Source organism: Flavobacterium microcysteis, from assembly GCF_006385255.1.
GTDB classification, from domain to species: Bacteria; Bacteroidota; Bacteroidia; order Flavobacteriales; family Flavobacteriaceae; genus Flavobacterium; species Flavobacterium microcysteis.
The window spans coordinates 205,670-219,456 of the sequence record NZ_VFJE01000049.1 but is presented as its reverse complement, the minus strand read 5'-3'; the positions used below and the strand labels follow the sequence as shown (position 1 = coordinate 219,456).

Genomic DNA, 13,787 nt, shown 5'->3' with positions numbered 1-13,787 from the left:
TATTAGTTATAATTAACCGATTAAGGCTTTTGGTTCCAAATAAGCTTCTAAACCATAAACCCCGAATTCTCTTCCTATGCCGGATTGCTTAAATCCTCCAAAAGGCGCTTCCGGATCGTGGTTTAATCCATTGACCAATACACGACCGGCATTAATCTGAGAAGCAACTCGTCTCGCTCTTTCGTTATCGGCAGAACTTACATAAGCCTGTAATCCGTAGATGGTGTCATTTGCAATGTCAACAGCTTCGGCTTCATCTTTATAAGTGATAATGGATAACACCGGGCCAAAAATTTCTTCCTGTGCGATACGCATCTTGTTATTCACATTATAGAAAACAGTTGGCTTTACGAAATTTCCGTTTTCCAATCCTTCTGGATGTCCGAGTCCGCCTGCTAATAATGTAGCACCTTCTTCAATACCCAATTGGATATAATTCTGCACTCGTTCGTATTGCTTTTTGCTCACCATTGGGCCAACAGCTGTTGTTTCTTCTTTAGGATTGCCAACCGGAAACAGAGGAAGCATCGCTTGTATTAATTCTTTGGTTTCTTCCAATCGGCTTTCCGGAACCAAAAGTCGGGTTCCTGCCACACAGGCTTGTCCGTTGTTCATAAAGGCAGCCGCAATAGCCGTTGGAATAGCTTTGGTAAAGTCGGCATCTTCTAAAAGGATATTTGGCGATTTGCCTCCAAGTTCTAAAGTATAACGTTTAAGAGTAGCCGAAGCTTCACGGGCAATAATCTTTCCTACATTGCTCGATCCTGTAAATGAAATTTTAGCTATATCCGGATGGCTGCTGATTTCAGCACCAACCACATCGCCCAATCCGTTTACAATATTAAACACACCGGCAGGCAATCCTGCTTCATGCAAACATTCTGTCATAATTTGTGTCTGCAACGCACTCATTTCGCTAGGCTTGATAACCACTGTACATCCGGCGGCAACTGCCGTAGCAAGTTTTCCGGCAATAAAACCGTTGCTGGCATTCCATGGAATAATAATTCCTACGACTCCCAGCGGAACCAGCTGTACTTCAGAAAAGCCCATCTTTTTTGTAAAGTCGAATTTTTCTAAGGTAGCAATAGCAGAAGTAAAAGAACTCAATGTAAATTCCATACTCATTTTAGAGAATTGGTAGGTACCTCCATATTCTTCAACCATCACATCAATAAGCTCGTCTTTTCGTCTGGAAACCACTTCATGCAAACGTTTCAAATAGTCGATACGTTCTGCTTTGGTGGTTTGAGAAAAAGTCTTGAAGGCTTCTTTGGCTGCTGCAATAGCATCTTGAGCATCCTGCTTATTTCCCAAAGTAACCTGCCCGATTAGCTGATTGGTTGTTGGATTGATAAGGTCAAATACCTGGTTTCCTTTTGGCTTTACAAATTCGCCATTGATGTAGATTTTGTCAATCGTTTTCATATCCTAATAAATTATTTGATTAATTTTTATAGGACAAAATTCGTATACAAACAGTCGGTCTGCTTTGCTAGAAAGCTCAAAGTTACTTTGCTGTAAGGCTCATGCTTCAAAACAAAATGTATATGCTTTACCGCCTTTTGTATAAATTCTCTGGCGAGTCTCCATCCTAACTTTGTCCTGTTATTAATCTAAACATATTTACTGATGTCAAAAATCATATTTATTACAGGAGTTTCCCGAGGATTTGGGAAAATATGGGCAGAAGCCTTTCTTAAACGTGGCGATAAAGTTGCTGCAACAGCAAGAAATCTGGATTCGCTCAAAGAATTAAAAGCACAATACGGCGATGCGATATTGCCAATACAATTGGATGTGACCAATCGTGAACAAAGTTTTGCAGCTGTTAACCAGGCTAAAGAATATTTCGGAAAACTGGATGTTATTATCAACAATGCGGGTTATGGACTGTTTGGAACGATTGAAGAAACTTCCGAAAAAGAAGCCAGAGATCAAATCGAGACTAACGTTTTTGGATTATTGTGGATTACGCAGGCGGCACTTCCAATTTTGAGAGCGCAAGGCCATGGACATATTATTCAGCTATCGAGCGTATTAGGCGTGGCTACACTGCCAACTTTAGGGATATACAATGCCTCAAAATTTGCGGTTGAAGCCATAAGCGAAACGCTTGCTACAGAAGTTAAGGAATTTGGAATCAATGTAACCTTGGTAGAACCAAATGGTTTTTCTACTGATTGGGCGGGTTCTTCTGCAATCCAGTCAGAAACAATCAATGCGTATGACAATGTAAGAGCTGCTTTCCATGCCGGAATGGCTGATACCGATTCTTTTGGTAAACCGGAAGCGACTGCTGAGGCAATATTGAAATTGGTCGATGCTGCCAATCCGCCATTGCGTCTTTTTCTAGGAAAAGTTGCCCTGCCATGGGTAAAAGAAGTATACGCGCAACGCCTTTCAGAATGGGAAGAATGGAAAGAAGTATCCGCAAAAGCCCACGGAAATTAATCTGCTTTTTTAGTATATTTACGTACCTAATTTTAAAAAGAACTGCGCCTTTAAAAGCGTAGTTCTTCTACTTTTTTATGAGACATTTTAAGACCATAAGCGAACTGCACCGTTCTATTGGCTATCCGCCACCGGAAAATCCGTTGATTAGCCTGGTAATGTGCGAAAAGCTGTCCGAATGTTCAATCGGACAGAGCGAGTTCACTACCGATTTTTACATGATTGCTTTTAAGAAAATCAAATCGGGTTATGTGCTTTATGGACGAACCAAATACGACCATGACAACGGCTCGATGATGTTCATGAAGCCAAGACAGGTAATCGAAATCAATAATGTGGAACTCGAAGAAAAAGGATTTATCATCTGGATTCATGAAGATTTTCTAAATGGTTACCATCTGCATTCTGAAATAAAAAAATACGGCTATTTTGATTATGAAGCCAATGAGGCGCTTCATCTTTCGGCACGTGAAGAACAAATTATTTGGGACCTACATAGCAAAATTGAATTGGAATATTATAACAATCAGGACGAATACAGCAGGGAAATTATCATTGCGCATATCGATTCCATTTTGAAATATTCGCAGCGTTTCTATAAACGGCAGTTTATCAACAGAACAGAATTGTCAGGAAAAACAGTTTCTAAGTTTAATGACTTGCTGGCATCCTATCTTGAAAAAGGAAAGTCGAAAGAAAAAGGACTCCCAACAGTCAAGTCACTCGCTGACTTATTCAACCTTTCACCACGTTATCTGAGCGATCTTTTGAAACAGGAAACCGGAAAAACGGCAATTGAATTGATTCATATCTTCCTGATTTCTGAAGCTAAAAACTTGTTACAAGGTTCTGAAAACTCGGTTTCTGAAACGGCTTATGCTTTAGGTTTTGACAATCCGCCTTATTTCTCAAGGCTTTTTAAAAAAGAAGTAGGTGTGAGTCCAAACGAATACCGCAAGAATTTCGTGAATTAAGATATTCTATTCAAAGTCATGCTGTTAAAATAAATAGACATGACAATTATCATTTTTTAAAGATAAGGAGAGAAGTAGCTTTGGCATAAAATTACCGATTATGCCAAGCAATTCCATTATCCAGAAATATAATGTTCCCGGCCCAAGATATACGAGCTATCCAACTGTTCCGTATTGGGAGAATAGCGATTTCAGCTATGAAGCATGGATGCAATCCTTCAAGAAATCATTTCGTGAAAGTAATAGTGCAGAAGGCATCAGCATCTATATTCACTTGCCGTTTTGCGAAAGCCTATGCACGTTTTGTGGCTGTACCAAACGCATTACCAAAAACCATAATGTAGAACAACCGTATCTGGAAGCCGTTTTAAAAGAATGGCAGTTGTATTGCCATGAAATGGATGAAAAACCTATAATTAAGGAAATCCATTTGGGAGGTGGCACACCTACATTTTTTGCCGTAAAGCATTTAGAAGATTTGGTAAATGGTATATTAAAAACCGGAACAAAGGCGAAAGACTTTGAGTTTAGTTTTGAAGGACATCCCAACAATACTACAAAAGAACATCTTCAAAAATTATACGGCCTTGGATTTCGCAGGGTAAGCTTTGGCGTACAGGATTATTCCGAAACCGTACAGAAAGCCATCCACCGCATCCAACCTTTTTCCAATGTAGCAAAGGCAACTTTATGGGCAAAGGAAATTGGCTATACATCAGTCGGGCACGATTTGGTTTTTGGCCTGCCATTCCAAACTTTGGAAAATGTGGTCGATACGATCGAAAAGACCCGTTCACTAAGGCCAGACCGTTTGGCATTTTACAGCTATGCCCATACGCCATGGATTAAAGGCAACGGACAGCGAGGCTATAAAGATGAGGATATTCCAAAAGATGAAGAAAAACGCAAATTATATGAAATAGGCAAGGCATTGCTTAATTCTAACGACTATCATGAAATTGGAATGGATCATTTTGCATTGGAAACCGATTCACTTTATAAAGCAGCACAAGAAGGAAAACTGCATCGTAATTTTATGGGTTATAGCCATTCTAAAACACAACTCATGATAGGATTGGGCGTTTCGTCTATAAGCGACAGCTGGTATGGTTTTGCTCAGAACGTAAAAGATTTGGACGATTATTACCAATTGCTCGAATGGAACCAGGTACCCGTAAACCGAGGTCATATCCTTACCCAAGAAGATCTGATTATCAGACAGCATATACTCAACCTCATGTGCCGTTTTGAAACCGAATGGAACCATACAGAAGCGCATTTTCCAGAACTTCCTGCCGTACTCACCGAATTATCCGAAATGGAGAATGATGGCCTGCTTCATATTGAAAATAACAAACTTACCATTACCGAAGCAGGAAAACCTTTCTTACGCAATGCCTGTATGGCGTTTGATCTTCGTTTAAAACGTAGAATACCGGAAACGCAGGTGTTTTCGTTGGTTGTTTAGAGAAGGTGCTGAGGTACTAAGGCTCTAAGGTTGAAAAGTATTGAGGTGAAAGGCACTAAGGTAAAAAGGTACTAAGGTTCTAAGTCTTTTGTGTGAGGTAAAGAATAAACAAAACTATTTATAAAGAAATCTCTTTTCGGAAAACAGAACCAAACCTCAGCGCCTTAGTACCTTAGTGCCTCAGTACCTATTTAAAACAAACCTCTATCTACAATCTGCTCCACTCTTCACAAACAAACTCATATCTCCAGGCGAAACATACATAATATCCAATCCCATACCACGGAGAATAAATAGCATTCCTATAATTACGGTAACGATGGGAATCACTTTTTGTAATTTACTTCTGAAGCCGTTGCTTAGAAAACTGCCAGCATAGGCTGCTGCGCTTAGCATTGGGATAGTTCCCAGTCCGTAGAGTGCCATATAGGCAATTCCAAGAGGTGCGTTTTGCATAGCTAGTGCGCCAAACAAAGCGGCATAAACCAATCCGCAGGGTAGGAATCCGTTTAGCAGGCCAATGAGAAATAAGGAACTGTTGCTTTTTTTCTTGAATTGTTTTCCCAGTGCAGATTTTACTTTGGAAATGATGGTATAAACCGGTCGTGAAAAATTATACCTCATAAAAATCTTTTCCGGAATGACAGCAATCGATATCATCAAAACACCAACAATAATAGACAATTGCTGTTGCATTCCGGCTAGATAAAAACCTTTTCCTAACAGGCCAAATAGAAGTCCCAGACTGCTGTAAGCCGTTAATCTTCCCAAATGATAGAGCAGTAGTTGGGCTGTCTTTTTTGCCTGACTGCTACGATCGAGAGGCAGCATCATGGCAATAGGACCGCACATCCCTACACAGTGGAAGCTGGAAATAAGCCCGAAGAAAAAAGCAGAGTATAACATTAGGGTTTAATCAAGCGTGAGCTGTTTTTTATTGATATAGCCGGTACCGTTGTAATTCCAGTCGGTAACAATGTCCCATCGACCGCCAGCCAAATCACTTTTAGGTATGAGCAAATTGGAAGAAGACAATGCGATTGGAATCTCAAAGTCTAATTTCTGGCTTGACGGCCTGTAAAGGGACACTTTTCCTGTAATATTTTTATAGTCGAAACCTTTGGGAAATGTGATGATAATACCATTTTCTCCGGCTTCAAAAGATACTTTCTGTTCAAGTTTTGAAGCATTATCTTCCTTGTCGAGCTGTGCTTGCAGTCCTGTTTCGTATTTATAATAATCTTCAATGACAAGTTCGTTATCGTATTTGTGGTCTGATTGTACCAAAAAGACAAAGAATAAGATAAACGACATGAACAGGGCAAAAGCAATAAAGATTCCGGTTCCCCAGTTTATTTTTTTCATGATTTCTATTTTTAAGCACCGCCATGTCTTGTGAACTTGACGGTACGATTATTTTAATTAAAGCTTCTAGGGCCAAGGAAATTGGTACGCTCGGTTTCAATGAGTTTTCCGCCTTCAAAAACGCCTATTTCGATAGTAGTGCGGTCGCCTTTCAGGAAAGCCGGATGAATTTCTACAAACAGCGTTCCCTGTGCCATTCCTTCTTTAGCAATGCCGAACCATGATTTTCCTACGGTTTTTATGGTTCCTTTTGGGCTAAGCAGTTCGAAATGGATGTCTTCAAAATCGTTTACCGTCTTGTTGACAATTTTGTAGGTATACACATTGCTGATGTTTTCGCCTTTGTGCTCAAACAATTGTCCGGGCAGTCGCAATATGGTAGCTTCCACATCATTTCTCAGGAATAATAGTCCTATGAAAATTCCGGTAAGAATCAACAAAACAGAAGTATAACCTTTCATACGAGCCGTAAATTCAAACTTCTTGTTTTTTGTAATCTCGTCTTCAGAAGCATAGCGAATCAAACCTTTTGGCAGGCTGACTTTTTCCATAATGGCATCGCATTCGTCAATACAGGCCGTGCAGTTAATACATTCCAGCTGAGTTCCGTTACGAATGTCAATACCTGTAGGACAAACATTGACACATTGTTTACAATCGATACAGTCACCTTTGCCGCTAAGCGTCCGGTCTTCTCTTTTATCGATTTTGGCTCTACCTTTTTCTTTTTCACCACGCACATGGTCATAAGCCACAATAATCGATTTGTTGTCCAGTAATACGCCTTGTAATCGTCCGTAAGGACAGGCAATAATGCAAACCTGTTCACGGAACCAGGCATAAATGAAGTAGAAAACTCCGGTAAAAATCAATAAGGCAATAAAAGTGCTCAGGTTATTGGCTAGCGGTTCTTTGACCAACCGTATCAATTCGTCACTGCTGATGAGATAGGCGAGAAACACGTTGGCAATCAGAAAGGAAATGATAAAAAAGATACTCCATTTCAATACCCGTTTTCGGATTTTCTCTGCATCCCATTTTTGTTTGTCAAGTCGCATTTGCGCTCCACGGTCACCATCAATCCAAAATTCGATCCTGCGGAAAACCATTTCCATAAAAATAGTCTGCGGACAGATCCAGCCACAGAAAATCCTTCCAAAAGCTACTGTGAATAATGCTACAAACACAACGCCTACCAACATTGAAATCACGAACAGGTAGAAATCTTGTGGCCAGAACGGAAATCCAAAAATGTTGAATTTGCGTTCCATTACATTAAACAGCAGAAACTGATTACCGTTGATTTTTATAAAAGGCGCTGCAAACAAAAACAGCAGTAAAAAATAGCTGACAATCTTCCGCTTTTCATACAGTTTTCCTGTAGGTATCTTAGGATAGACCCACAATCTTTTTCCTTTATCATCTACTGTCCCAATCGCATCGCGAAAAGACTCATCCCGCAATTTTGGCATAATTCTTATTTTTTAGCCGGCAGCCCTTAGTTTTGGGCTACCGTTTTTGCTTCTTCCGTTTTTGTGTCTGCTGCCTTTGGTGCATTTTCTTCTACCCATATTTCACCTTCAGCAGGTTTAGGGTCTTTTGGATTTGAACCTTGCAGCGATAGTACATAACTAGCGACCTGCTGGATTTCGGAAGGTTTCAATGTGCCTTTCCAGGCTACCATTCCTTTACCATCACGACCACCTTCTGTGATGGTATGGAAAACATTTTTGATACCGCCTCCCAAAATCCAATGGTCGTCTGTCAAGTTAGGACCAATAGCACCTCCGGCATCCGGTCTGTGGCAAGCCACGCAGTTGGCTTCAAATACGGCCTTTCCGGCTGCGATATCACCTGCATCGGTAAGCAGCGTCACGGTTTCGGCATCAATCAGGTCTTTGGCTGTTTTTTTGTATTCTTCAACAGCTAGTTTGGCTTCGGCCATTTCAGTTTCAAATTCCTTAGCCTGGTCGTCATGCCCAAAAATGTGGTATTTCGCCAGATAAATAAAGGAGAATACAATACAGGCATAGAACAGTTTCGTCCACCATGGCGGCAGGTCGTTGTCGAGTTCCTTAATACCATCATAATCATGGCTGAGCAAAATGTCGCTTTCGGTTTCGATAGGTTGACTTTCTTTGACAAACCATTTTTTGATTTTTTGGAACAGCTTGCTATCGGTAATCTTTATTTCATTGGCTTCTTCCAGTTGTTTGCGCTGCTCGTCGGTCAACAGATGATAGGTTACATTGTCTACTGCTGCCACGACCAGTTCAATAGCGATAAGCAGGAATAGGAAGACAACCAAAAAGACTGAAATCATTGGATATTTCACAAAAGCAGGCCTGTCGCCAGAATCTATAAAATACTCCATAGCCAGAAATACGGCAAAAAAGATAATCGGTACTCTCAGATATACTGGAAAGATTTTTTTCATGGCTTGTTGTTTTTGAGGTTATCGATTTCGTTTTCGCTTTCAAAAGGAATACGGCTCAGTTCTGTAATCTTTTCTTTCTTGTACGTATATGTCCAGGCATACAGGACTACAAAAAACAGAAAGAAAATCAGCAGTGAAATGATGGGATAGATCTCGATACCCGAGATGGTTTCCATATTGTGTTTGATAAATTTCAGCATGGCGTTAGTTGTTGGTTTTTGCTTCTTTGACTTTGATATCGGTTCCTAAGCGTTGCAGATAGGCAATCATCGGAACAATTTCTCTTTGATGCATTGGTACAAAGGTTTCGCCTTTGACAGCTGCTGCCTTTTGGCTTTCCTCATAACTTTTCTTGAAATCAGGATCAGCATATAGGTTTTTTTCGATGGCCAATGCTTGTTCTTTGATGGTTGCCTGTGCATTAGCGATTTCTTCTTTGGTGTAAGGAACACCCAACTGTACCATAACTTCCATTTTTTTCTGGATATCGGAATAATCCATAGGTTTGTTGTCAAAAAGCCATTTGTAGGACGGCATGATTGACCCGGCCGAAGTGCTTCTTGGATCCCACATATGGTTGAAATGCCAGTTGTCTGAATATTTGCCTCCAATTCGCATCAGGTCTGGTCCGGTTCTTTTTGAACCCCAAAGGAATGGGTGATCATAGACATATTCTCCCGATTTGGAATATTCTCCATAACGTTCCACTTCAGAACGGAACGGACGAATCATCTGTGAGTGACAGCCTACGCAGCCTTCACGGATATACAAGTCACGCCCTTCAAGTTCCAGTGGAGTATACGGTTTGACCGATGTAATTGTCGGAATGTTTGATTTTACCATAATAGTTGGCACAATCTGTATGATACCACCAATCAGGATGGCGATGGTTGCCAATATCGTTAACTGTATAGGTCTTCTTTCCAACCAAGGGTGGAATTTTTCACCTTTCAATCTCTTGTTTGTGATTTTCTGTAAAGCAGGAGCTTCGGCCAATTCATCTTCGATTGCTTTTCCTTGTTTTACGGTCTTCACGATGTTATAGATCATCACAAAAAGCCCGATGATAAACAGAGTACCTCCAATAGCTCTCATCCAGTACATCGGCATGATCTGTTTTACGGTTTCCAGGAAGTTTCCGTACACTAAAGAACCGTCAGGATTGAACTGTTTCCACATAGAAGCCTGAAGGAATCCGGCAACATACATCGGCAACGTATACAGGATGATTCCTAAAGTACCAATCCAGAAATGGAAGTTGGCCAGTTTTTTAGAATACAATGATGTTTTTGCCATACGTGGTAATAACCAGTAAATCATACCGAATGTCAGGAATCCGTTCCATGCCAAGGCACCTACGTGTACGTGAGCTACGATCCAATCTGTAAAGTGGGCAATAGCGTTGACATTTTTAAGTGATAACATCGGGCCTTCAAATGTTGCCATACCATAACCCGTGATGGCAACGACAAAGAATTTCAATACCGGTTCTGTTCGTACTTTATCCCAAACACCTCGTAATGTCAGCAATCCGTTAATCATACCACCCCAGGATGGAGCAATCAGCATGATGGAGAATACAACACCCAGGTTCTGTGCCCAATCCGGCAATGAAGAATAGAGCAGGTGGTGAGGCCCGGCCCAGATATAGATAAAAATCAACGACCAGAAGTGAATGATAGACAATCTGTAGGAGTAAACCGGACGATTGGCTGCCTTAGGCACGAAATAGTACATCAGTCCTAAGAACGGAGTTGTAAGGAAAAAGGCCACGGCATTATGTCCGTACCACCATTGTACCAGTGCATCCTGAACTCCGGCATATACAGAATAACTTTTTAGTGCTCCAACCGGAAGCGCAAGGCTGTTAAAAATGTGCAGTACGGCAACGGTTACGAAAGTAGCAAGGTAAAACCAGATGGCTACATACAGGTGGCGCTCTCTTCTTCTGAGAATCGTTCCTATCATGTTGATACCAAATACCACCCAAACTACTGCGATTGCAATGTCAATTGGCCATTCCAGCTCAGCATATTCTTTTGAAGAAGTATAACCCAGCGGTAAGGTAATAGCGGCAGCTACAATAATAAACTGCCATGCCCAAAAGTTGATGTTACTCAGCACATCGCTGAACATTCTTGCTTTAAGGAGACGCTGTAACGAATAGTAAATACCTGCAAAGGTAGCGTTACCTACAAAGGCAAAAATAACCGCATTGGTATGCAGCGGGCGTAACCTTCCGTAGCTGAGCCATGAAATGTTTTCCGTAAGGTTAGGGAAGAGATACATAGAGGCAATCAAAAGCCCCACAAGCATCCCTACCGCACCCCAGATGATGGTCGCGTAAAGGAATTTCTTTACGATCTTGTTGTCATAGTAAAACTGTTGTACTTCCATGCTTGATTTTGGATTTATTGGATTATCAGATTGTTAAGGATTGGTTTTCGGACTGCTTTTCCGGATTTCGGTTTTAGGCTCCTGCTTTTTCGAAACGACTTCATCGTCAAAAAGAACCCGAACCGATGGAGTATAGTCATCATCGTATTGTCCGCCTTTTACTGCTCTGACAAAGGCAATAAAGAAGCCAACAGCTACGACAATGCTGATGGAGATTAATAAATAGATGACACTCATACCTTAGATTTTATAAGAACAAAATTACTTTGGCGGCTTCGGGAAAAACATGATATTTATCATGCCCGGCCAGTTTTAGATTTTAGTTTTTGTGCATAATAATTGCTTGCCAACGTGACAAAACTGATAATGGTTACCGTGCTCAGCGGCATGATAATAGCGGCTACCAAAGGAGATAGTTTTCCGCTTACAGCAAAGCCCAATCCAACGACATTATAAAGCAGAGAAAGCGTAAAACTCATTTTGATAGTAGTGATGGCTTTTTTAGAAAGCTTCAGGAAATAAGCAATCTTTGAAAACTCCGTTGCGTCGAGTATACCGTCACAAGCCGGGGAGAATACATTGACATTCTCAGAAATAGAAATGCCCACATTGCTTTGTGCCAAGGCTCCGGCATCGTTCAGTCCGTCGCCAATCATCATTACGTTATGGCCTGTTTCCTGCCATTTTCTGATGGCTTCCAGTTTTTGTTCCGGCTTTTGGTTGAAGAGCAATTCTGTGCCTTTTGGAAGCATCTGTTCCAATTGTTCACGCTCGCCATCATTGTCGCCCGAAAGGATTTTTATATCATAATTCTTACTCAGGCTGTTAAACAACTGTTCTAAACCTTTGCGATATTGGTTGTCGAAAACATAACTTCCCTTATAATCGTTGTTGATAGCAATATGTACGGCTGTTTGTGTTGTTTTTGAAGTTTCATATCCAACATAAGCAGCAGCTCCTAATTTGATACAGTTTCCGTCAATAATACCTTCAATGCCCTTTCCTGTAATTTCTTCAAAACCATGAACGATACGCAATTCTGCAACCGGCAGGAAATCATAGAGCCTGCGGCTTAGCGGATGGTTGGAACCTCGCAACAGGTTTTTGATATAAGACAATTCAACAGCAGAAAGCGGTTTTCCTTTAAAAGAAATATCAGATGCCTTGCTGGTTGTGATGGTTCCGGTTTTGTCAAAAACAATCATGTCTGCTTTGGCAAGCTGTTCGATAACGCCGGCATTTTTGAGATAAAGCTTTTGCCTGCCCATAATTCGCAGTACATTACCTAACGTAAAAGGAGCGGTCAATGCCAATGCACACGGACAGGCAACAATCAAAACAGCTGTAAATACATTAAAGGCCGTATTGGCATCTATAAAAATCCAATAGCTGAAACCAAGAAAAGCAATCAACAGTAGGGCAGGCGTGAAATAACGGCTGATAGCATCAGTAATGCTTCTGCGGTGACTTTCATTTTTCTTTTGGAAAATATCATTGCTCCATAATTGGGTAAGATAGCTTTGGGAAACAGAACTCAGTACTTCCATTTCGATTACCTGTCCTAATAATCGGCCTCCGGCAAAAACCTTATCACCCGATTTTTTATGGATAGGATCTGCTTCTCCGGTCACAAAACTGTAATCGATTTGACAGTCGTTACTGATAAGAATGCCGTCCACTGGAATAAGCTCCTGGTTACGGATAAGCAGTCGGTCACCTTTTTGGATATCATATACGGGAACAGAAACTTCTTCCTGCTGTGCCTTAATTTGCGTAACAGCAATTGGGAAATAGGATTTAAAGTCTCTTTCAAAAGAAAGAAAGCTGTAGGTTTTTTGCTGGAACAGCCTACCTACAAGCATAAAGAAAACAAGAGCGGTAAGGCTGTCAAAAAATCCCTGTCCGTAACCCAAAACAATATCTACCGTACTACGGATAAACATCACGATGATTCCTAACGCAATTGGGATATCGATATTAAACATGCCGTTTCGGATGCTCTTATAAGCAGAAACATAATAGCCGCTGGCGGAATAAAGGAAAGAAGGAAGCGACAGCGCAAAAATCAACCATCGGAAAAAACCACGGTACTGGTCCAACCAAAATTCTTCGGTTTCAAAATATTCAGGAAAGGAAAGCAGCATGATATTTCCGAAGCAGAAAAAGGCCACGCCCAATTTATAGATAAGACTGCGGTCTGATGCAGTCTTTCCTTTTTCATAATTCTCTAATGAAATATAAGGCTCATAACCTATGGTGCAGAGCATCAATACGATGTCTTTGAGAGTGGTTTCTTTGGGATTGAAAATAATACGCACTTTCTTTTCGGAGAAATTAACCTGAGAAGAACCAATGCCCCGATGGAGTCGGTGGAGGTTTTCCAAAATCCAAATACAGGAACTGCAATGGATATGCGGAATATAAAGAGACACAATACTCGTGCCTTCATCTTCAAATTCCAACAGCTTTGCAGCTATCTTTTCATTGTCTAAAAAATCATACTTTCCATTTACGGCCTGAGGCGAAGCGCCCGGCATTTTTTCAAAGTCATAGTAGGAAGAAAGTCCGTTGTCTGTGAAAATTTCATACACGGTCTGACAGCCTTTGCAGCAGAACGATTTTCCGTCAAAAACGATTTCTTCTTTTTTAATAACTTCAAGACCGCAGTGGAAACAACTGTGCGTGTCCATAA

Annotated in this window: 12 protein-coding genes; 3 read left to right on the top strand and 9 right to left on the bottom strand. The window is 40.9% G+C overall.

The genetic code is table 11. The features are described 5' to 3' along the window. Positions 1-12: 12 nt before the first annotated feature. Positions 13-1,428, bottom strand: coding sequence for an aldehyde dehydrogenase family protein (locus FJA49_RS02675; protein WP_139998573.1), 1,416 nt, complete (start codon positions 1,426-1,428; stop codon positions 13-15). Between the two features lie 204 nt (positions 1,429-1,632). On the opposite strand from FJA49_RS02675, the gene FJA49_RS02670 reads away from it, so the two are divergent. The 3 genes from FJA49_RS02670 (at position 1,633) to hemN (ending at position 4,896) form a co-directional block, all read left to right on the top strand. Beyond that, on the top strand, positions 1,633-2,454 hold the full coding sequence (locus FJA49_RS02670) for an SDR family NAD(P)-dependent oxidoreductase (RefSeq protein ID WP_139998571.1): 822 nt from the start codon (positions 1,633-1,635) through the stop codon (positions 2,452-2,454). A gap of 77 nt (positions 2,455-2,531) precedes the next feature. Beyond that, positions 2,532-3,428: a helix-turn-helix domain-containing protein gene (locus FJA49_RS02665; protein ID WP_139998569.1), complete on the top strand. Its 897-nt coding sequence runs from the start codon at positions 2,532-2,534 to the stop codon at positions 3,426-3,428. A gap of 100 nt (positions 3,429-3,528) precedes the next feature. Next, positions 3,529-4,896 (top strand): oxygen-independent coproporphyrinogen III oxidase, encoded by a 1,368-nt coding sequence (gene hemN, locus FJA49_RS02660; protein WP_139998567.1) that lies wholly within the window; start codon positions 3,529-3,531, stop codon positions 4,894-4,896. Positions 4,897-5,100: 204 nt separating this feature from the next. Here hemN and FJA49_RS02655 read toward each other — a convergent pair whose 3' ends face one another. From FJA49_RS02655 to FJA49_RS02620, 8 genes are read right to left on the bottom strand one after another with little or no spacing between them, the layout of a single operon-like run. Beyond that, positions 5,101-5,802, bottom strand: coding sequence for a sulfite exporter TauE/SafE family protein (locus FJA49_RS02655; protein WP_139998566.1), 702 nt, complete (start codon positions 5,800-5,802; stop codon positions 5,101-5,103). Between the two features lie 6 nt (positions 5,803-5,808). After that, positions 5,809-6,261 (bottom strand): FixH family protein, encoded by a 453-nt coding sequence (locus FJA49_RS02650; RefSeq protein WP_139998564.1) that lies wholly within the window; start codon positions 6,259-6,261, stop codon positions 5,809-5,811. A 53-nt stretch (positions 6,262-6,314) separates the two neighbouring features. Next, positions 6,315-7,733 carry a cytochrome c oxidase accessory protein CcoG gene (gene ccoG / locus FJA49_RS02645; RefSeq protein WP_139998562.1) on the bottom strand — a complete coding sequence of 473 codons (1,419 nt, stop codon included), beginning with the start codon at positions 7,731-7,733 and terminating at the stop codon, positions 6,315-6,317. A 26-nt stretch (positions 7,734-7,759) separates the two neighbouring features. Then, positions 7,760-8,698 (bottom strand): cbb3-type cytochrome c oxidase N-terminal domain-containing protein, encoded by a 939-nt coding sequence (locus FJA49_RS02640; RefSeq protein WP_139998560.1) that lies wholly within the window; start codon positions 8,696-8,698, stop codon positions 7,760-7,762. Next, positions 8,695-8,898, bottom strand: a complete 204-nt coding sequence (locus FJA49_RS02635; RefSeq protein ID WP_139998558.1) for a CcoQ/FixQ family Cbb3-type cytochrome c oxidase assembly chaperone — start codon at positions 8,896-8,898, stop codon at positions 8,695-8,697. The genes FJA49_RS02640 and FJA49_RS02635 overlap by 4 nt, the downstream gene beginning before the upstream one ends. A 4-nt stretch (positions 8,899-8,902) precedes the next feature. Beyond that, a complete protein-coding gene (gene ccoN, locus FJA49_RS02630) occupies positions 8,903-11,095 on the bottom strand; it encodes a cytochrome-c oxidase, cbb3-type subunit I (protein WP_139998556.1) in 2,193 nt (730 codons plus the stop codon). Between the two features lie 33 nt (positions 11,096-11,128). Then, on the bottom strand, positions 11,129-11,332 hold the full coding sequence (ccoS, locus tag FJA49_RS02625) for a cbb3-type cytochrome oxidase assembly protein CcoS (RefSeq protein WP_139998554.1): 204 nt from the start codon (positions 11,330-11,332) through the stop codon (positions 11,129-11,131). 59 nt (positions 11,333-11,391) lie between these two features. Further along, positions 11,392-13,785: a heavy metal translocating P-type ATPase gene (locus tag FJA49_RS02620; RefSeq protein WP_139998551.1), complete on the bottom strand. Its 2,394-nt coding sequence runs from the start codon at positions 13,783-13,785 to the stop codon at positions 11,392-11,394. Positions 13,786-13,787: the final 2 nt, after the last annotated feature.